We start from the raw sequence: 20001 nt of genomic DNA, 5'->3' as shown, positions 1-20001 counted from the left end.
ATTGCTCAACTCTGATTCTCCGGCAGCGCCTTGGCCGCATTGCAAGCTGTTGAAACGCCGAGGTGGCAGCATCGCGGGGCCATTGCAACCGTGCCCGTGCGCGACTAGCGATCCGGCATGGCTGATGCCGATCACGACCGGGCACCGGCGACAACGCCTCAAACCGCGCCTAGCGCAGCGCCCGCGCGCGCCATCTCGCGCGGACGATTGGTGCTGCTGTTCGCGGTGATGCTGGTCACCGCTGCCGGCAATACAGCGATGCAATCGGTCATGCCCTCGATCGGCACTGCCCTCGGGGTGGCCGACGTCTGGATCAGCCTTGCATATAGCTGGTCAGCGCTGTTGTGGGTGGCTTGTGCGCCGATCTGGGCACGGCGCTCCGATCAACGCGGGCGCAAGTCAATGATGGCACTGGGAATGATCGGCTTCATTGCCTCGATGGCGCTGTGCGGCTTCGTGCTGATGCTGGGCTTGACCGGGGCGTTGACGGCGATGTGGACCCTGGCGCTGTTCGCGCTGTGCCGCTCGCTCTACGGCCTCTTCGGGTCAGCCGCGCCACCTGCTGTGCAGGCCTATGTTGCCAGCCGCACCCCGCGCAGCGAACGTACGCAGGCGCTAGCGCTGGTCGCATCGAGCTTCGGGTTGGGCACGGTGCTGGGACCGGCGCTTGCGCCGCTAATGATCTTTCCCGGTGCCGGACTGACTGGCCCCTTCATTGCTTTTGCCCTGATCGGCTTGGTCACTCTGGTAGCACTGCGACTGCGGCTGCCGAACGACGAACCGCAGTTCGCCGCCCGCGGCCGCACCTATGATGCGCCCTATGGCAGCGGTGCGGCGCGCCATGCGCGCGAAAGCTACGAGGAAGGCACAGAGGACGACAGCGGGGAAATGCAGTTGGGCGAAGCAGCAGACCCGCCTGATCTCAAATGGACCGACAAGCGGCTGTTGCCGTGGATGACCGCAGGGCTGCTCGGCGGCCATGCACAAGCCATGATCCTGGGCATTTCGGGCTTCCTGGTTCTCGACCGGCTGGGCTTGCGCGATACGCCCGAGGCAGGGGCCGGTCCGGTCGGCATTGTGCTGATGGTTGGCGCGGTGGCGACTCTGCTGGCGCAATGGGGCCTCATACCGACGCTGCAGCTCGGCCCGCGCACTTCCACGCTTGGCGGAATGGTGCTTGCGGTTGTCGGGGTCGTTATCTTCGGCATGGCGCAGGACCTGCACGCGATCGCGCTGGGCTTTGGTGTCGCGTCACTGGGTTTCGGACTCTACCGACCTGGCTTCACCGCCGGTTCTTCGCTCGCCGTGACCCGCCCCGAACAGGGGCAGGTTTCAGGTAAGGTCGCCTCCATTAACGGGGCAAGCTATATCTACGCGCCAGCGCTGGGTGTTTGGCTCTATGGCCATTCGGACTGGCTGGGCTTTGCCGTCATCATCGGTTTCTGCATTGCCGTCTTCGCACTCGGTTGGCGTACCTTGCAGAGCGACGAGTATCTGACCCGCGACCGCGGCTGAAACAGCCTTCGTTTCGGTCAGAGAATCTCCAGCACATTGTCCTGCGGCCGACATAGCCGCACGCCTTTTTCTGTTTCCACCAACGGACGGTTGATCAGGATCGGGTCGGCAACCATGGCGTCGAGTACGGTAATATCATCGGCGTCGGGCAGCCCTCGTTCCTCGGCATCGGTGCCGCGCAGGCGCAGCCCCTCTTGCGGCGAAATCCCGGCCTTGTCGAAAAGCTCGGCAAGCCGCTCGCGACTCGGCGGATTGCGCAGATACTCGACCACCGTGACATCGACCTGCGAGAGATTTTCGAGAATTGCCAGCGTCTTGCGCGAGGTCCCGCACTTGGGATTATGCCAGATGGTCGCTTTCATTGCGCGCCTTTCAGTAATCGATTTTGCCTGCCGCCCCGCTAGCAACCGAAGAATTTTTCGCCAAGTGCGATAGTGCGCTTGCAAATGCGAACTATTCTCAATAGCAGGTCATCGAAATCGAGAATCATTCGCAAGAAGGCCCATAAATGACCCCTGCTCTCCGCCGCTCCATGCTCCTTTGCGGTTCTGCACTGCTGCTGGCCCCGGTGCCTGCATTCGCCGCCGAAACTGCTGACGCCGGCGCTGCCGAAGAACGTCCAGCACGCGACTACCTGCCCAACGAAATCGTCGTCACAGGCGCAGTCGGGGAATATGCGGTCGAGGATGGCTCGACCGGAACCAAAACCCCGACCCCCCTGGTCGATGTCCCGCAGACGGTCACCTTCATCACCGACGACCAGCTGGAAGACCAGTCGATCCGCCAGCTAGGCGAGGCCCTGCGCTACGTGCCCGGCGTCAGCCTCGAGACCGGCGAAGGCCACCGTGACGAGGTGTTCATCCGCGGCCAGGAATCGACCGCTGATTTCTACATCGACGGGCTTCGCGATGATGCGCAATATTATCGATCGCTCTACAATGTTGCCCGGGTCGAGGTCCTCAAGGGCGCCAATGCGCTGATCTTCGGTCGCGGCGGCGGTGGTGGCGTCATCAATCGCGTCAGCAAGACCGCCAAGCTGGGCGAACGCTTTGTCGGCGCCGATGCATCGGTCGATACCTTCGGTGCATTTGCGCTACTTGGCGATGTCAACGCCGGGGTGTCCGACAACGTCGCCCTGCGGCTCAACGCGACCTACGAGGAATTCGACAGTCACCGCGATTTCTATGACGGTCGCTTCATCGGCATCTCGCCTACCCTGACCGCGCAGCTTGGCCCCGACACTACGCTGACCGCGAGCTACTCCTATGACGACGACAGCCGGGTGACCGATCGCGGCCTGCCGTCTTTCAATGGTGAAGTTCTGGTCGGCTACGACGACACCTTCTTCGGCGCGCCCGGCTTCAACCGCACCGATGCAGAAGTACACATCCTGCGCAGCCGCATCGATCACGCCTTTTCGGACGGACTCAGCGTGAACGCCTCGGTCCAGTATGCCGATTACGACAAGGTCTACGCCAACATCCTGCCCCGCGGGACCGACGGCACCACCGTCGATCTCAGTGGCTATGAAGATGCACAGACCCGCGAAAACCTGATCGGACAGGCCAATCTCGTCTGGCAGGTCGAAACGGCCGGCGTCGAGAACACCTTCCTGTTCGGCGTCGAGGGGATGAAGCAGGATTCAACCAACCAGCGTCGCAACGTCCTGTTCGCAGGCGGCGTGACGAGCGCAAGCGCGCCCTTGGCGCAAACGATTGCCGTCCCGGCGTTCTCGCTTGGTCCGCTCGCGCGCAACCGCGCCAGCACGCTCGATATCTTCTCGGCCTATATCCAGGACCAGCTCAGCCTCGGCATCGTCGAGATCGTCGCGGGCCTGCGCTACGAACGCTTTGACCTCGATACTATCGAGCAGTTAACCGGTGTACCAGGCGCGCGCGTGGACGAGGAAATCAGCCCGCGGCTCGCAGTCATCCTCAAGCCGCGCGAGGACCTGTCGTTCTATGCCTCCTATGCCGAGAGCTTCTTGCCGCAGTCGGGTGACCAGTTCTTCCTGCTCACCCCCGACACGGCGGCGTTCGAGCCGGAGAAGTTCGCCAATTACGAGATCGGTGCCAAGTGGTCGGTCCGACCCGGCCTGCTCGCCACGGCCTCCGTCTTCCGCCTCGACCGCGACAACACCCGCGCCACCGATCCCAATAATTCGGGGCTCACCGTCCTGACCGGTGCCAGCCGCACCGAAGGGTTCGAATTCAACGTCATCGGCGACATTACCGCCGATTGGCACGCAAATATCGGCTACACCTATCTCGACGGAGAAATTACCAGCGATTCAGGCTTCGGTGCGGCTGGCCAGCGCCTCCAGCAATTGCCCAGGCACCAGTTCAGCGCCTGGAACCGGTTCGACCTGACGGAAAAATTTGGGGTCGGCTTTGGCGCTATCTACCAGGATGAACAGTTTGCCAGTTTCTCCAACGCGGTGACGCTGCCCGATTACTGGCGGTTCGACGCTGCGGCCTATTACGACATCAATGAGCAGGTTTCTCTGCAACTCAATATCGAGAACCTGTTCGACGAAACCTATTATCCGAGCGCACATGGCGACAGTAATATCCAGCCGGCCGAACCGTTTAGCGCTCGTTTCGGGGTCCGTATAATACTTTGAAGACAAAGCTTTACCGGTTCCTAACCTGTTAAACGCTAGAATTCCCTGTGATTGACATTGGGGGACCTAGGCAGTGCTGAGACGACTACTGAATGATCAAGCCGGAACCTCGGCGGTCGAATTTGCGATCGTGGCCTCGGTCATTTCGCTCGCTGCGCTGGGCGCCTTCAAAATGCTGGGCGAGGAGTCGAACAACCAGATGAGCGGCGTCGAAAGCGCCTATGCCGAGGTCAATTGAGCGGCATCACGCTGCTACCTAGTCTTCGCTATCGGGCGGTGCCATCGCCGGGACTGCTTCGGCGGCATCCTCGGGATCGATCCCCGGCGCCGGTGCAGCGCTAATCCGTTCGAGCCGCCGCGCGACCCGCCCGGCGCGCTGGATTGCCTCGACCAGCCGCGGATAGACCCCGCAGCGGCACAGGTTGGGTATCGCTTCCTCGATCTCAGCTCTCGACGGCGCCGCGTTGCGCTGCAGGAGGGCGGCCGCCGCCATTGCGATTCCGGGAGTGCAGAACCCGCACTGGATGGCCTGCTCGGCCACCAGGGCCTGTTGCACCGGATGTGACCTGTCGCGGCTCAACCCCTCTATCGTAGTAACGAAGCGACCCTCTGCTTCCTCCAGAGTGATCAGGCATGACCGCAAGGCTGCACCGTCGACCAGCACCATGCAGGCACCGCAATCGCCATCGCCACAGCCATATTTGGTTCCGGTGAGATTGGAGGCATCGCGCAAGGCCCACAGCAACGGAGTGGCTGTGTCCATGTCGTATTCGACCGGGCGGTCATTGACCGTGAGGCGCGGCAATTCGCTGTGCTCCCTTGCGCTTGATCAGTTGCGCCAGCTAGTATCGATACGGTCGATCCGGCGCTTCCAGGCCTCGAAATCGAACACCCCGGCACCGCCTTGCGACTGAACGACCGACAGGTCGCGCTGGTGCACGTCGACCACTTCCTGCGGAACGTGGAGCGGCTTGCCCATGCCGAGAGTTGCAACCTGGATCTCGCAGGCACGCTGGAGAGCCCACATCTTCACGAACATTCCGGGCAAGGTCTTGTCCATTACTACCGGGCCATGATTGCGAAGCATCAGGATCGAGCGGTCACCCAGGTTCTTGACCAGCCGCTCGCCCTCTTCCTCGCGCACGGTCACGCCTTCGAAATCATGGTACCCGATCTGGTTCTGGAAATTGCAGGCGTAGAAATTGGTCGGCTCCAGTCCGCCTTCGTGGCTGCACACCGCCATGGTCGCGGTCGTGTGGACGTGACAGATGGCAGCAGCGCGTTCGCCCAGGTGCTTGTGGAAATAGGCGTGCTGGGTAAATCCGGCCTTGTTGACCATGTATTGCGATGGGCCGACATTGTTGCCCTCGACGTCGATCTTGACCAGGTTCGAAGCGGTCACTTCGTCATACAGCAGGCCAAAAGGATTGATGAGGAAGGTATCCTCCTCCCCTGGCACCTTGACCGAGATGTGATTGTAGATCGACTCGCCCCAGCCGAGATGGTCGAATATCCGGTAGCAGGCCGCCAAGTCCTGCCGGACTTTCCATTCCTCGTCCGTGCACGGGAAATCTGCTGAACGTTGCGTGGCCATGGTTGCACTCCTGAACTTTCTGTGCCCTTCGTATCGCATGACTCGCCGCCGCCAGACAAGGCGAGAACCGGCATTTGCACTTTCCACCTTATTGGCCTGCCGCTAGGCGGCTGGGCATGAGCGATCCCCTATGAGCGAAAATGCCAAGCTGACGCGCGGAAGCATCCCTGGTCATCTGGTTTCGCAAACCTTGCCAATGATCTTCGGGGTGGCCGCGATCATGTCGATCGGACTGGTCGATGCATATTTCATCGGGCAGCTCGGCAGCGAGCAATTGGCGGCCATCAGTTTCATCTTTCCAATTGGCGTCGCGATCAGCAGCCTCGGCGTGGGCATGATGGTCGGCATCAACTCGGTAGTCGCGCGCGCTCTGGGCGCTGGCAACGACCACCAGGCTGCTCGGCGCGCCAACGTCGGCATCGTATTCGCAATTACCTTTGGCCTGTTGTTGGCGAGCCTGCTCTATCTGCTGCTCGACCCGCTGTTTCGGCTGATGAATGCGCCGGACGACCTGCTGCCCTTCATCCGCGACTACATGCAGCCCTACCTGCTCGGCTTCCCCCTATTGCTGGCGATCATGGGCTTCAACGGCGTTTTGCGCGGTCAGGGGGAGGCGCGCAAGACCAGCTATGTCTCTATCACCTATGCTGCCGCCAACTGGATACTCGATCCCATCCTGATCACCGGCGCGCTGGGATTCGAGGGCTTCGGCGTGGCCGGCGCCGCCTATGCAACAGCCATTGGCTGGGCGCTGGGGCTGGCGATGGCATTCATGCTGCTGCGGCGCACTCCGATACCCCTCAATCTGGCACTGCTTGCCCGCGGAGGCAGGGCCGAACCGGTGTGGGCCATCCTGCGCGTGGCGGGCCCGGCTGCATTCAGCAACGCTATCAACCCGGTCGGACTCTCGGTCCTGACAGCGCTGGTCGCCGCGCAGGGCCAGGCTGCGGTGGCCGGCTTTGGCGCCGCAGGGCGATTACAGAGCTTCGCCGTCGTGCCGCTGCTCGGCCTCAGCGGTTCGATCGGAGCTATTGTGGGCCAGAACTGGGGTGCGGGCCAGCGCGGGCGGGCCAAACGCGCAGCGCTCTATGCCGGCGGCTTCTGCATCGCCTGGGGCCTTGCCATCGCCACCGCGCTTTTCGCCGCCGGCGAATGGTTTGCGCAGGCCTTTACCGACGATCCGGAGGTAGTCAGGGAGTTCGCGCGCTATCTCAGCATCGCGGCCTGGGGTTATGCCGGCTATGGCTTGCTGATCGTGGGCAACGGCATCCTCAACGCGGTCGACAGGGCGGGCTATGCGCTGATGCAGAGCGGTTTCCGCGTGTTCGCCGTGATGGTTCCATTTGCCTGGCTGCTGCGCGAGGATTGGGGATCCGATGCCGTCTACGGTGCGGAACTGGCCGCCAACCTTGTCGGCGGAGCCATTGCGATGACCCTGGTCTGGTGGATATTGAACCATCGGTCCAATGAGACACCACAATGAGTGACATTCACCTTTATATCTTTTGCCGCTGGCCCGAGCCGGGCAAGGCCAAGACGCGGCTGATACCGCAATTTGGCCCCGACGGCGCGGCGGCGATCTATACCAAGTTGCTGACGCACACCGTCGAAGTTGCGCGCGCTAGCGGCATTCCCTTCGAACTGCGTGCTACCGGAGCCAGCGCTGCTGCTTTCCAGGCCGGACTGGGCGACGATCTCTGCGTAGTCGACCAGGGCGACGGCAACCTCACTGACAGGCTATCGCGCATTCCTGCCCCTGCCATCGTCATCGGCAGCGATTGTCCGGGGCTAACGCAGCAACACCTGTGGGCAGCGCACGATACGCTGGCGCTGGAGGAAATGGTGATCGGTCCTGCCAGCGACGGCGGCTATTACCTGCTCGGCTTCAAGTCAGATGCCCACTTCGCCTTCGAAGATATTGCGTGGAGCACCGACAAGGTCTTCGAGCAAACCGTCAAGCGCTTCGCCGAGCGCGGGGTTCGTCCGGCCGTGCTGCCGCAGCTTTCTGATGTCGACATCCCAGCCGATCTCGAAGAATGGCCGGACTTCCTGCCGTGACGCAATCGGTTGCGCTGATCATTCCCCTGCTCGACGAGGAAAAGGCGCTCCCCCTCCTGATCGAGACCCTGAGCGGGCTTGACCCGGCACCTGCTGAGATCATCGCCGTTGATGGCGGCAGCCATGACCGCACCTGCGAACTGGTTCGCGAAGCCGGGTGGAGCCTGATCGAAACAGGGCGCGGGCGGGCCATGCAGATTAACGAGGGCGTGCGCTCTGCCCGTTCGGCTCTCGTGTGCGTCCTCCACGCCGATACCACCCCGCCAGCCGACATGGTGTCGGTGATCCGCCACACGCTTGAGGACAACCGGATCGCGCTGGCCAGTTTCACCCCACTCATTACCGGCGAAAAGACCCGCTGGGTGACCAGCGCACATAATTACATCAAGACCTGGTACGCCCCGCTCCTGACCCGACCGCACCTGTTCTTTCGCGGTGTGCGGCTATTGTTTGGAGACCACGCGATGTTCTTTCGCCGGGCGGACTTCCTGATGGTCGGCGGCTGCACGCCTGGAGACGCGGTGATGGAGGAAGCAGATCTCTGCGTAAAATTCGCCTCGCTTGGCCGCATCAAGATGGTCCACCGGATTGTGCGCACATCGGACCGGCGGATCGCCGCCTGGGGTCCGCTCAAGGCCAACTGGATTTACTTCAAGGTCGGGATGCTGTGGGCCTTCGGGCTGCGCGACCGCATGGCCGATAATTATCCCGACGTCCGCTGAAGCTCGGGCGCGCGCAGGAAGCCGACATCGATACAATACTGGATCAGCCGCCGCAGCATGGCCAGGTCCATCGGCGGCGGTACGAGCCCCGTTACTGCACGGAGCCGCGCATCGTCGAAGCGCGGATCGCGCTGGAAATAATTGGCGTAGAGCCCAGCTACCCGCTTGAACAAACGCCTCTCCAACGCTGGCAAGGTGGACGGATCGAACGCGGTAGCATCAACCAGCCTGGGCGCTTCAAATATGGAAAAGCTGCCAATCGCTTGTGCAAAGGCCTCCACCGGGACCGGACCGCCGGAGACCAAGTGAAAGGCGCCGCCATCCTCTCGCGGAATGTCTTCGGCCAGCGCGACGATAGCGTCCGCGACATGGTCGAGCGGAACGAAATCGAGCGTTGCGCCAGGCATGGCGGGCATGTGCCGCACACGGCCTTCTGCGATCAACTTGAAGGCGGCATAGATGGTGTCGAACTGGCGAATGGCGCCGTCGCGGCTATCGCCAACGACGATACTGGGGCGCGCGATCGCGTAGCGAAGCCCGCTGTCACGCACGAGCTTTTCAGCTTCGGCCTTGCTCGCTTCGTAGCCATTGGTGAATCCGCCCGTCGGCAGTGGATCGTTCTCTCCGATCGGTCCCGACCGGCCTCCGCAAACATAGGCGGTGCTGACATGGAGGAAGTCCATCCCGCCCAATGATCCCAGTTCCAGCGCCACCCGCGTGCCATCGATATTGGTCGCGCGATAGGCCGCTTCATCGAGATCGAAGCGAGTGACCGCAGCACAATGGACGATCAGGTCGTGGCCTTTAGCCAGCGCCTCCCATTCCGCGCGCGCCAGGCCTGCGCGGGCCTGCGACAAATCGCCAGCAACGATGCGGTCCAGCGCCGCTGGCGTGCCATCATTGGCGCACACATCGCGGTTGGTGTGGACAAAGCCCGTCACGGTGTGCCCGCGCGCTGCGAAACGCGCGCAGATCTCGCCGCCAATGAGGCCGGCGGCTCCGGTGACGAGAATTCGCATCAGCAGCAGGCAATCTTGGCGGCGGGCGATGGGTCTCGAAGGACATTGTCATGGTCAAAGCGCGAATTTTTTTGACTCATGAAACTTGTCGACCCTCGCTTACGAACATGCTCTTGATGGCAGGTACGCCGGTTAGACGTTTTTGGTTGCAAGGGCACACATGAAATTCACTCACGACGTCATTGTCGTCGGCGCCGGCGCCGCCGGGCTTACTGCGGCCGGGGGCTGCGCCCTGTTCGGCCTTGATGTCGCGCTTATCGAAGGCGGCGAAATGGGGGGCGAATGCCTCAACAACGGCTGCGTCCCATCCAAGGCACTGATTACGGCGGCCAAGCGCGCTGCCGAGGCGCGCGAGGGAAAACGCTACGGCGTCCAGATCGCGGCCCCGCAGATCGACTGGACCGGGGTGCACGGCCACATCCACGGCGCCATCGCGGCTATCGCTCCCCATGATTCCCAGGAACGGTTCGAGGAAATGGGCTGCGAGGTCATTCGCAACTGGGGCAAGCTTACCGGCAACCACACGGTCGAAGTCGGTGGGCGCACGCTCAGCGCGCCCCGCATCGTCCTTGCCACCGGATCACGCCCATTTGTCCCGCCGATAGAGGGGCTCGACACCGTGCCCTATCTCACCAACGAGAACCTGTTCGAACTGGAAACCCGGCCCGATCACCTCGTTATCATTGGCGGCGGGGTCATTGGCATGGAAATGGCACAGAGTTTCGTCCGTTTGGGCGCGCAAGTGACAATTATCGAACCCGACCGACCCATGGGGCGCGACGATGCGGAATCGGTCGATATCGTGGTCAACGTGATGAAGGCGGAAGGTGTCCGTTTTGTGCAAGGCAAGGCCGAACAAGTGGACGGCAGCGGCAACGAAGTCAGCGTTCGCGTCGATAATGGCGAGACGATCACAGGTTCGCACCTGCTGGTCGCCGTCGGCCGCGAAGCGCGCATTTCCGGCTATGGGCTGGAGGATGTTGGCATCGCCACCGGCAAAGGCGGAATTGTGGTCGACGAACGCCGCCGCACCTCGATCAAGAACATCTACGCCATCGGCGATTGCCGCGACGGTCCGCGGCTGACGCATGTATCGGGCTACGAAGGATCCAACGTGGCGCTCGAAATTACGCTGGGCCTGCCCACCAAGGTGGACTGGAAGGCGCTGCCGTGGTGCACATATACCGAGCCCGAAGTCGCGCAGATCGGCATGACCGAGGCAGAGGCGAAGGATAAATTCGGCGACAAGGTCACGGTGATCAAGGAAGGCTTCGACCACAACGAGCGCGCCGTTGCCGAAGGCGAGACGCTGGGCCATCTAAAAGTCATCCTGAAGGGCAAGAAGGTACTGGGGGCGAGCATTTGCGGCAAGAATGCCGGCGAGTTGCTGCTGCCATTCAGCCAAGTGATCACCGGCAAGAGCAGCACATTTGCGCTAGGCTCAGCCATTATCAGCTATCCAACCCGCAGTGAAATCAGCAAGGCCGCCGCCTTTGCCGCATGGGAGCCAACCGTGTTCGGTGCTGTGCCAAAAGCGTATGCCCGCACCCTTGCCCGTCTGCGCCGGACATTCGCATGACCGGCACCAGGACCAAGAGCCGCAATGCACCCGAGGGCGCCTCGCCCTTCGCGATCGAGGCGGGCGAACTTGCGCCCGAGAAATTCACCGACCCCGACTGGACGGCCAAGGGAGAACCGCGCGCCAGTGTTTCGCTGAAAAGGCTCGACACGCTGTGGCTCAACACCGGCACGCTGTGCAATCTCGCCTGCGCAAGCTGCTATATCGAGAGCAGCCCGACCAACGATGCGCTAATGTATCTCAGCCAAGCGCACGCCGCGCGTTTCCTTGACGAGGCGCAGGCAATGGGCACACGCGAAATCGGTTTTACCGGCGGCGAGCCGTTCATGAATCCCGACTTCGTGCCGATGCTGAAAGACTCACTGGAACGCGGGTTTGAAGCTCTGGTCCTGAGCAATGCGATGAAGCCGATGCGTCGTCACGAGACGGCATTGTTGGCCATGCGCGAACGGTTCGGCGACCGGCTCACCATCCGTGTCAGCCTCGACCACCACACGCAGGCCGTTCACGAAGCCGAGCGCGGCCCGCGCAGTTGGGACATCGCAATCGACGGCCTGCGCTGGCTGTCCGACAACGGATTTACCGTCTCGGTGGCCGGTCGCATGTTGCCCGGCGAGGGCGAGGCTGATGAACGCGCCGGCTATGCGCAGCTTTTCGTACAGCACGACTTGGCCATCGACGCCGCTGATCCGATGCGGCTGGTCCTGTTTCCGGAAATGGACGAGGACAAGGATATTGCCGAAATCACCACTGCCTGCTGGCAGATCCTGGGCCAGAACCCGGCCGATATCATGTGCGCCAGCAGCCGCATGGTGGTCCATCGCAAGGGTGAAACCGAGCCGCGCGTGGCTGCCTGCACACTGATCCCCTACGACGCCGGTTTCGATATGGGCGCAACTCTCGACGAAGCTTCGCGCGACGTGAAGCTAAACCACCCGCACTGTGCCAGGTTCTGTGTACTCGGCGGGGCGAGTTGTTCGGCCTAGACAGCCACCTGCTTGGGAAAGTCGCGTTTGAGCAGGAATGATGCCCGCATGTAGCAAGCGATAGCCAGCGGGGTCATGCTGGCAATCACAAGCAACGCATAGCGCAGCGATTCATCGCCGAAGCGCGGAATGAACAGGTCCGACAGGATGCCCACCAGCGTCGGACCCAGCCCGAGCCCGATCAGATTGAGGATCAGCAAGGTAATTGCTGCCCACACCGCGCGCATCTTTAGCGGAGCTAGCGTCTGGATCACGGCAAAACTCGGGCCGAGATAGCTCGACTGGAAAAGCAGCGCGACGAAATAGACCCCCACCGCCATCCACGCGTCGCCGGCGAGGTAGAACCAAACCAGAAACGGAAGCGCGATCGTCTTCAGGACGGCTATCATCCATGGCTGGCGATAGAGCCCGTCGCGCGCGGTTAGACGGTTGGCCAGCCACCCCCCGCCAAGTCCGCTTGCCACCCCTGCGATGGCGAGCAGCGGAGCGACGAAGTTCCCAACCTGCAGCGTGCTGAGATCGAAAATCCGGATCAAATACGATGGCGTCCAGCCGGTCAGCGCATATCCGATCATCGAGGTGAGGGTGACGCCCGCGATCATCCACCGGGCGGCGGCGTTGGCAAAAATGGTTCGGAACCCGTCCATGATGCTCGGCTGGTCGGTCTCCCCAACCGCACCCGGTTCGGCCCGCCTGGGCGGCTCGGTCGCGAACAGCTTGACGAAGATAGCCAGGATCACGCCGGGCAGCCCGATAACGATGAAGGCTACTCGCCAATCGAAAAAATAGGTGAGATTGCCGCCGAACATCTGACCGGCAGCAGCGCCCAAGGTGACGCCCAGCGAATAGATGGACAGCGCCAGCGCTCGCTTTTCGGCAGGGTAAAGGTCGGCAATGATCGAATGGCTCGGCGGGCTGGACCCGGCTTCACCGACACCGACGCCGATACGTGCTGCGAGCAGTTGGACGAAGTTCTGGGCCAATCCGCAAACGGCGGTCATGGCGCTCCATAGCGTAAGCGCGATGGTGATCAGATTGATCCGGTTCATCCGGTCGGCCAGCGCCGCGATGGGAATGCCGAGCGTTGCGTAGAACAGGGCAAAGGCAAAGCCTGATAGCAGGCCCAACTGCGTATCGCTGAGCAACAGGTCGGCTTTGATGTCTTCCAGCAGGATCGCAAGGATCTGCCGGTCCATGTAGCTGAAGAAATAGGTGAGGGTGAGGAGGAACAGCGTTAGCTTGCGCGCGCCGGCGCTGACTTCACCTTGAGATGCGGCAGGCGCAGCGGTTGCCATGTCCAGTTTCCTCCATCCCTGCAGAAAGAAGGGGCCGGAGGTTTGCACCCCCGGCCCCTTGTGTTTTCCGCTTGATCAGAAGCGCGTCCGTAGGCCGATCCGGTAATGGCGGCCGATCGCGTTCCCGATGAACGGGTTGTAGCCCAGCGGAAGCTGCGCTTCAGCCGGTTCGGCATCGGTGAAGTTCTTGATCGCGCCCTGCAACTGCGCTTCGACGCCGGCCAGGTTGAGATCGAGCGTCAACGAGATGTCGTGCTGGGTGAAGGACCCGCTGTCGATGCCGTAATCGGTCGGCCCCTGCGAAGTCTGGAAGCAAGGCGTGCGATTGACACAGCGATCATCGGTCACCCCGTCGATATGGCTGACCGAGTAGCGCAGATTGGCAATGTTCCATGCCAGGTTGACGAAGCCGTTGCCGCGCCATTCCGGCACGGTGTTGGGATCGCGGAAGTAGTTGCCGAAGCCGACCGCGTCGTAGGACGGTTCGACGACAACGCCCTGCAACTCGAAATCAGCAAAGGTGTAGTCGAGATACCAGGACCCGCTGGCACCGAAAGCAAGGTCCATGTCCTGGCCCAATGGGAAGTCGAAGTTCAGGGCGAAGTCGATGCCCGAAACGTCCACGTCAGGTCCGTTGACCCAGTCCGTACGGACACGGCTGATATCGAGACCGTTCGTCGTGCCCTGCACACAGGTGTTGCCGCTGAAGGTGATCAGATTGACCAGCGCACTCGAACAGTTCACCGGCGCCCCGCCGGTGGTCTGGCCGTTGCCCACGAAGCTGGCAATGGCATCGCCAGGCGTGGTCGTAATCCGGTCTTTCAGCGCGATCGACCAGTAGTCGACGCTGAAGACCACTCCGCCACCCATGATCGGCGCATCTAATATGGCACCGATATTATAGGTAAAAGCGGTCTCCGGCCCGAGATCGTTCGGGTTACCGAAGATATCGAGCGATTTGTAGTTGCCACCGGCTGCGGTGAAGCCTTGCAAGGCGGTGATTGAAATAGGTGCGACCTGGCTGGGGATCGGTCCACGGAAGGTGGTACCGACCGAACCGCGCAGCGTCAGCCAATCGGTCGCCTCGAAGCGAGCCGAGCCCTTGGGATTGATGGTCGAACCGACAGCTCCACCATAATCTTCATAGCGGATGGCCGCCTGAACTTCGAGCTGGTCGGTAATCGGAAGCTGCAATTCACCGAAGAACGCATAGACGCTCTGGTCGACATCAACCGGACGCGATCCACCCAGGAAAATGAACGGCCCCACACCCTCGGTCGAAGTGCCCACGCAGCTGAGGTCGCCCTCCCTGAAGCACGGGTTGATGTTCAGGTTCGACTCGTCGTTGATGGGTCGGCTGTTGAAATTGGTCTTGCGATACTGGAAGCCGACAGCGAAAGCGGCGTTGCCCCCAGGCAATTGGAAGCCAGTGTCGCCCGACACCACGGCGTCGACAACGAACTGGCTTTCCTCTTCCACCACCCCGTTGGGTATCTGCAGCCAGCGGACGAGCTCTGGAGAGTTCTCCGCTCCGGCAACATAGAACGGGTTGGCGAGGTTTAGTGTGGGGTTTTCAGGCCCGGCGTTGACGAACGGATTGAAGAATACGCACCCATTTGCGCCAGGCGTCGTGCCCCGGCAATTCGGGCCGCCCAGGCCGTTGAGCGCCGACTGCAAGCGGCTACCCACGATGCCCGGAGCAAACCGCCTGCGATCTGCATCCCAGAAAGTCGCATCGAGGTCGAGCGTCAGGGCGTCGCTGAGTTCGACATCGAAACCGCCGCTGACTCGGAAGGCATCGGTGCTGGCGAAGCCTTCGCCGGCACCGCGATCGGTATCGCGCGGATTGCCGAGATAGCCGAACGGGCGGAACAGGACATTTGTCACCCGCACGATCGGCATGGTGGCAGTACTGCCCGGCAATCCTTGCTGGGCGAGGAACGCCGGAAGCCCCGGGTTGGCGGGCGAAGTTGTGAAGGCACTCAGGAAGCCGGAGCCATTGGGCCCCTGCGTCGGCGGGAAGGCCGGTGAATAGTTGATCGATTCAACATCCGTGCGCGCCCACATGACATCAGTCTGGAATTTGACCTTGTCGCTCAGATCGGCGGTGAACTGGGCATAGACCTGATAGCGATCCTCATCCTCGACGATATTGTCGAAGGGGATGTAGGTGAACCGGCACAACGCGCCGTCCTGGAAGCCGCCAAGATCATTACAACCGCGGTCAGGCCGGGTCTGTGTGGTAACCGCTCCGGTGCCAGTATCGAAATAGGAGACCGCGAACAGCCCCGGCGTCGACAGTGCCGAATAGGCCGAAGGGTTAACCGCGTAATTGGTCTGGGTGTAGTCGCGCGCCGTGGTCGGCAGTTCAGAGCGATGTTGCCAGCCTGCACCGATCACGAGATTGGCATCGCCAACCTCGAACCCGACCAGTCCACTCATTGAATAATTGTCGTCCGATCCGTCGATGATGCTGTAGTCGCCCTGCAATTCGACGCCCGTGAAGGTGCTGCGGGTGATGAAGTTGGCGACGCCCGCGATGGCATCGGAACCGTAGGTCGAGCCGGCACCATCTTTCAGGATCTCGACCCGTTCTAGCGCGAACAGCGGGATCAACTGGGTATCGACAAAGCCTGCGCCGGGAGTCTGGATCGTGCGCTTCCCATTGACCAGCACCAGCGTGCGTTGCGGGCCAAGACCACGCAGGTTGATCGAGCCCACGCCCTGGTAGGCCTGGGCGGCGGTGGCGAACTGGTTGGTATCGCCCAACACTGCGCCGACCGAGGGGAGTTCCTTGATGAATTCGAGCGGGCTATCGACGCCCTGCTTGGCGAGATCGTCGCTGGTGAAGACGTCGACCGGCAGCGCGGCATCTTCCGGCGTACCGCGGATGAGCGAGCCGGTCACCACGATGGTGCGTTGCTCGTCGGGCGAGGAAGTCGCATTGGCATCTACCCCGGCCTGCTGCGGGCTGGCCTGCGCAAATGCAGCCGAAGGAGCCAGAGCCAGAACGCCGGCCATGGCACCAAGGGCAATACTGTTACGGAAAACGGTCTTCATGAGATGCATCCCCTACTGTTTTGCGAGCGGGGAAAGGGGTCAGTACCGCCGACGCGCGTCGACTGCGCGCCGGGGCACTTTCGTGACCGAGGCCTCTCCCAACCTCGGCGACCTTCTTGCAATCATGCCACGGTAGAAGCAAGCAGGAATGTTACAGATTTTCCACGTCAGGCGTTGCAAAAATGTCGCGCCCACAGTTGACGGGGATCAAGTCAAGCGCCCGCCAGCCCCTGCCTTGGCCCGCAGGTAATGGCTGACCGGCAGATCATGTCGTTCCAAGCCTTCCACAACCGTATCGAGACCGATCGTGTCGGCCCAAAACATCGGCCCGCCGGTATAGATCGGCCAGCCATAGCCATTGATCCAGACTACATCGATATCGCTGGCGCGCTGCGCCATGCCCTCATCGAGGATCATCGCGCCTTCATTGACCATCGGATACAATAGCCGTTCGCGGATCTCGTCCTTCGAAATCTCGCGTTGCTCCGTGCCTTCGCGCTTCGCGAAGTCGGCGATGATGTGTTGCACCTCGTCCGATGGCGTACGCTGGCGCGCCTCATCGTAATCGTAAAAACCCTTGCCGTTCTTCTGGCCAAATCGTTCGGCTGCACACAGCGCCTCGCGGATCGTTGTGACCTTTGATGGATCCCGGTGCCAGCCGATATCGATGCCGGCTAGGTCGGCCATCTGGAACGGTCCCATCGGGAAGCCGAAATCGAGCAGGACGTCGTCGACCTCCCAGTAATTGGCGCCTTCCATGATCAGCGCATTGGCCTGCTGTTGGCGCGGGCTGAGCATCCGGTTGCCGATGAAACCGTAACAAACACCCGCCACCACCGCCACTTTGCCGATTTTCTTGGCCAGCTTCATTGAGGTGAGCAGCACGTCATTGCGCGTTTCTGCCCCACGCACGATTTCAAGCAGCTTCATGACATTGGCTGGCGAGAAGAAATGCAGGCCGAGGACATAGCCCGGCCGCTTGGTCGCCTGGGCAATCTCGTCAACATTGAGATAGGATGTATTGGAAGCGAGGATCGCGCCCTCCTTAACCACTTCGTCGAGCTTGCCGAAGACCTCCTTTTTGACCTCCATGCTTTCATAAACCGCCTCGATCACCAGGTCGCAATTGGCGAGATCGCCGTAATCGAGCGTGCCGGTAAGCCCGCCCATCGCCTGCTCGACCTGTTCGGGCTTCATCCGCCCCCTGGCGGCAGTCCGCTCGTAATTCTTGGCGATGACTCCGGTGCCGCGATCGAGCGCCTCCTGCTTCATTTCGAGGATCGTCACCGGAATCCCGGCAGACAGGAAGTTCATGGCGATCCCGCCGCCCATGGTGCCGGCGCCGATCACGCCGACCTTCTTGATGTCGATTAGCGGCGTAGCCGGATCGATATCGTCGATCTTGTTGGCAGCGCGCTCGGCGAAGAAATAGTGCCGCATGGCTGCGCTCTGGGTCCCGCCCATCAGCGTCATAAACAGCTCGCGCTCTTTCTTGACGCCTTCGGCATAGGGGAGCTCGGTCGCTGCCTTGACCGCCCTGATCGCCGCGTCGGGCGCTTCGAAACCGCGGATCTTGCGCGCATTATTAGCCCGGAACTCGTCAAACAGGTCGGGATTGCGGATGCCGTCTTCGTGCGCGTCGCGCTCGCTCGAGCGGGGAATGGGCTTGCCGATCTGGGCGCGCGCGAAGGCTATCGCGTCGGATTCGAGACTGTCTTCGCCCACGATCTTGTCGACAAGGCCGATCACCTCGGCCTTGGCAGCCGGGATCGGGTTGCCGTTGACCACCATCGGCAGTGCTGCCTCCACTCCGACCACGCGCGGCAGGCGCTGGGTTCCGGCCGCGCCGGGGATCAACCCCAGCTTGACTTCCGGGAGGCCCAGCTTGGCGCTCGGCACGGCGACCCGGTAATGGCACGCCAGCGCAACTTCGCAGCCGCCGCCTAGCGCGGTGCCGTGGATCGCGGCAACCACCGGCTTGTCGCCCGCTTCCATCGCGTCGAGCGTTTCGGGAAGGTTGGGGCCCTGCGGCGGCTTGCCGAATTCGGTGATGTCGGCTCCGGCGAAGAAGGTGCGTCCGTCGCAGCGGATCACCACGGCCTTAACACCATCGTCCGCCAGCGCCTCTTCGATCCCGTCCTTGAGACCCTGCCGCACGGCCTGGCCGAGCGCATTGACCGGCGGATTGTCGGAAATGATTACCAGCACATCATCATGGCGTTCGGTGCGAATGGGGGAAGTCATCGGGCGTCTCCTCTTGAATGCTTAGGCGCGGCTTTCGCTCAGCGCGGAATAGATCAACGTCTTCAACTGGCGGCGGATCGGATAAGTGTTGGAGGGGTAGACCTGGGTCATGAAGACGCAGGTAATCTCTTCGACCGGGTCGACGAAGAAAGCGGTCGAATAGGCGCCCCCCCAGTAGAATTCACCCACGCTCGCCGGCATCAGTGTCCTGGCCGGATCAATCACCATCGCGAAGCCGAGGCCAAAGCCGGTCCCGGCATTGTTGCTTTCGGAAAACAGGCTGCTCGACATCTCGGTCAGGTCGGCACCGCCGGGCAGGTGGTTGGTCCGCATCTGTCGCAAGGTCTTGGGGCTGACGATGCGGGCTCCGTCCAGCTCGCCGCCGCTCAGCAGCATGGTGGCAAAGCGATGGTAGTCTGCAATCGTGCCGCACAGCCCGCCTCCGCCGCTGTCGAAGCGGCCCTCTTTGGTCAGCTTGCTGTCTGGACCCCTATCGATCTTCTTCGGCGGCTTGCCGGGCACATATTGATAGGCATCGACCAGCCGCTCGCCCTGTCCCTTGGCAATGCCGAAGGCGGTATCGGTCATGCCTAGCGGGGCGAAGATATTCTGCTCGAAATATTCGCCCAGCCTCATGCCAGAAATGCGTTCCACGCAAACGCCCAGGACATCACTGGCGACCGAGTAGTTCCACCCCTGTCCCGGCGCGAATTCGAGCGGGAGGTCAGCCAAAATGCGGATGAATTCATCGCTATCATGTCGACTGCGCGCGAAATCGAGATTGTGGTCGCGATATACCGCGTCGATATTGGTGCGATTCTGCAGGCCGTAAGTCAGTCCCGACATATGCGTCAGCAAGTCGACGAAGCGCATCGGCGGAGCGGGCGAGCCCGGGGCGAAGGGAACCGATCCGCCGCCGCCGGCATACAGCTTCAAGTCGGCAAATTCGGGGAGGACCTTGGTCACCGGATCTTCGAGCGCGACCTTGCACTCTTCTGCCAGCTGCATGAAGGCGATGGAGGTGACCGGCTTGGTCATGGAGGCGATGCGGAAGATGGCATCGTCGCGCAGGTCCTCGCGCCCCTCGCCCATTCGGCCCTGACGATCATAATACACCGGCTGACCGTCACGCGCGACCACCACCTGGGTCATCGGCAAGCGTCCGCTATCGATATAGCCTTGCTGCAGGAACGACCCGATCCGGGCCAGGCGATCAGGATCGAAACCAAGCTCGCGTGCATCTTGGCAATCGAACGGTGCGGTCATCGTCTCTCCCTTGTGTTTCAAGCTTGTCTTTCGGCGCTTG

At 61.9% G+C, this 20001-nt stretch carries 16 protein-coding genes; 8 read left to right on the top strand and 8 right to left on the bottom strand.

The genetic code is table 11. From position 1 onward, the window contains the following. The first annotated feature begins 117 nt into the window (after positions 1 to 117). The gene (locus ACXYL9_RS13090) at positions 118 to 1515 is read left to right on the top strand and encodes an MFS transporter (protein WP_459040002.1); all 1398 of its coding nucleotides are present in this window, start codon (positions 118 to 120) and stop codon (positions 1513 to 1515) included. A 17-nt stretch (positions 1516 to 1532) separates the two neighbouring features. Here the strand turns inward: ACXYL9_RS13090 and arsC are convergent, their stop codons facing one another. Further along, positions 1533 to 1877, bottom strand: coding sequence for an arsenate reductase (glutaredoxin) (gene arsC / locus ACXYL9_RS13085; protein ID WP_459040001.1), 345 nt, complete (start codon positions 1875 to 1877; stop codon positions 1533 to 1535). 146 nt (positions 1878 to 2023) lie between these two features. Between arsC and ACXYL9_RS13080 the strand changes: the two genes are divergently transcribed. Further along, positions 2024 to 4138, top strand: coding sequence for a TonB-dependent receptor (locus ACXYL9_RS13080; RefSeq protein WP_459040000.1), 2115 nt, complete (start codon positions 2024 to 2026; stop codon positions 4136 to 4138). 73 nt (positions 4139 to 4211) lie between these two features. Continuing rightward, positions 4212 to 4376 (top strand): Flp family type IVb pilin, encoded by a 165-nt coding sequence (locus tag ACXYL9_RS13075; RefSeq protein WP_459039999.1) that lies wholly within the window; start codon positions 4212 to 4214, stop codon positions 4374 to 4376. Positions 4377 to 4394: 18 nt separating this feature from the next. Here the strand turns inward: ACXYL9_RS13075 and ACXYL9_RS13070 are convergent, their stop codons facing one another. Together ACXYL9_RS13070 and ACXYL9_RS13065 are read right to left on the bottom strand one after the other, a co-directional pair. After that, positions 4395 to 4943 carry a (2Fe-2S)-binding protein gene (locus ACXYL9_RS13070; protein ID WP_459039998.1) on the bottom strand — a complete coding sequence of 183 codons (549 nt, stop codon included), beginning with the start codon at positions 4941 to 4943 and terminating at the stop codon, positions 4395 to 4397. A 24-nt stretch (positions 4944 to 4967) separates the two neighbouring features. Continuing rightward, on the bottom strand, positions 4968 to 5732 hold the full coding sequence (locus ACXYL9_RS13065; protein ID WP_459039997.1) for a class II aldolase/adducin family protein: 765 nt from the start codon (positions 5730 to 5732) through the stop codon (positions 4968 to 4970). Between the two features lie 130 nt (positions 5733 to 5862). On the opposite strand from ACXYL9_RS13065, the gene ACXYL9_RS13060 reads away from it, so the two are divergent. From ACXYL9_RS13060 to ACXYL9_RS13050, 3 genes are read left to right on the top strand one after another with little or no spacing between them, the layout of a single operon-like run. Beyond that, positions 5863 to 7215 (top strand): MATE family efflux transporter, encoded by a 1353-nt coding sequence (locus ACXYL9_RS13060; protein ID WP_459039996.1) that lies wholly within the window; start codon positions 5863 to 5865, stop codon positions 7213 to 7215. Next, complete coding sequence (locus tag ACXYL9_RS13055; protein ID WP_459039995.1) at positions 7212 to 7790, top strand: TIGR04282 family arsenosugar biosynthesis glycosyltransferase; 579 nt, start codon at positions 7212 to 7214, stop codon at positions 7788 to 7790. Before ACXYL9_RS13060 ends, ACXYL9_RS13055 begins: the two co-directional genes overlap by 4 nt. Continuing rightward, positions 7769 to 8512 carry a glycosyltransferase gene (locus ACXYL9_RS13050; protein WP_459039994.1) on the top strand — a complete coding sequence of 248 codons (744 nt, stop codon included), beginning with the start codon at positions 7769 to 7771 and terminating at the stop codon, positions 8510 to 8512. The genes ACXYL9_RS13055 and ACXYL9_RS13050 overlap by 22 nt, the downstream gene beginning before the upstream one ends. Here ACXYL9_RS13050 and ACXYL9_RS13045 read toward each other — a convergent pair. Next, complete coding sequence (locus ACXYL9_RS13045) at positions 8494 to 9531, bottom strand: SDR family oxidoreductase (RefSeq protein ID WP_459039993.1); 1038 nt, start codon at positions 9529 to 9531, stop codon at positions 8494 to 8496. The genes ACXYL9_RS13050 and ACXYL9_RS13045 overlap by 19 nt on opposite strands. Before the next feature lie 160 nt (positions 9532 to 9691). Between ACXYL9_RS13045 and ACXYL9_RS13040 the strand changes: the two genes are divergently transcribed. Further along, entirely contained in the window at positions 9692 to 11110 is a 1419-nt protein-coding gene (locus ACXYL9_RS13040; RefSeq protein ID WP_459039992.1) for a dihydrolipoyl dehydrogenase family protein, read from the top strand. Next, positions 11107 to 12096 carry a radical SAM protein gene (locus ACXYL9_RS13035; protein ID WP_459039991.1) on the top strand — a complete coding sequence of 330 codons (990 nt, stop codon included), beginning with the start codon at positions 11107 to 11109 and terminating at the stop codon, positions 12094 to 12096. The genes ACXYL9_RS13040 and ACXYL9_RS13035 overlap by 4 nt, the downstream gene beginning before the upstream one ends. Here ACXYL9_RS13035 and ACXYL9_RS13030 read toward each other — a convergent pair. The 4 genes from ACXYL9_RS13030 to ACXYL9_RS13015 all read right to left on the bottom strand — a co-directional run bounded on the left by ACXYL9_RS13030 (position 12093) and on the right by ACXYL9_RS13015 (position 19961). After that, positions 12093 to 13391, bottom strand: coding sequence for a spinster family MFS transporter (locus ACXYL9_RS13030; RefSeq protein WP_459039990.1), 1299 nt, complete (start codon positions 13389 to 13391; stop codon positions 12093 to 12095). The two genes, ACXYL9_RS13035 and ACXYL9_RS13030, sit on opposite strands and share 4 nt — an antisense overlap. Before the next feature lie 75 nt (positions 13392 to 13466). Beyond that, positions 13467 to 16451 (bottom strand): TonB-dependent receptor plug domain-containing protein, encoded by a 2985-nt coding sequence (locus ACXYL9_RS13025; RefSeq protein WP_459039989.1) that lies wholly within the window; start codon positions 16449 to 16451, stop codon positions 13467 to 13469. Positions 16452 to 16658: 207 nt separating this feature from the next. After that, positions 16659 to 18695 (bottom strand): 3-hydroxyacyl-CoA dehydrogenase NAD-binding domain-containing protein, encoded by a 2037-nt coding sequence (locus ACXYL9_RS13020; RefSeq protein WP_459039988.1) that lies wholly within the window; start codon positions 18693 to 18695, stop codon positions 16659 to 16661. Positions 18696 to 18716: 21 nt separating this feature from the next. Further along, positions 18717 to 19961 carry a serine hydrolase domain-containing protein gene (locus tag ACXYL9_RS13015; RefSeq protein WP_459039987.1) on the bottom strand — a complete coding sequence of 415 codons (1245 nt, stop codon included), beginning with the start codon at positions 19959 to 19961 and terminating at the stop codon, positions 18717 to 18719. Between the last annotated feature and the right edge of the window lie 40 nt (positions 19962 to 20001).

Source organism: Qipengyuania sp. CAU 1752, assembly GCF_054482615.1.
This window is presented reverse-complemented; position numbering and strand designations above follow the sequence as displayed.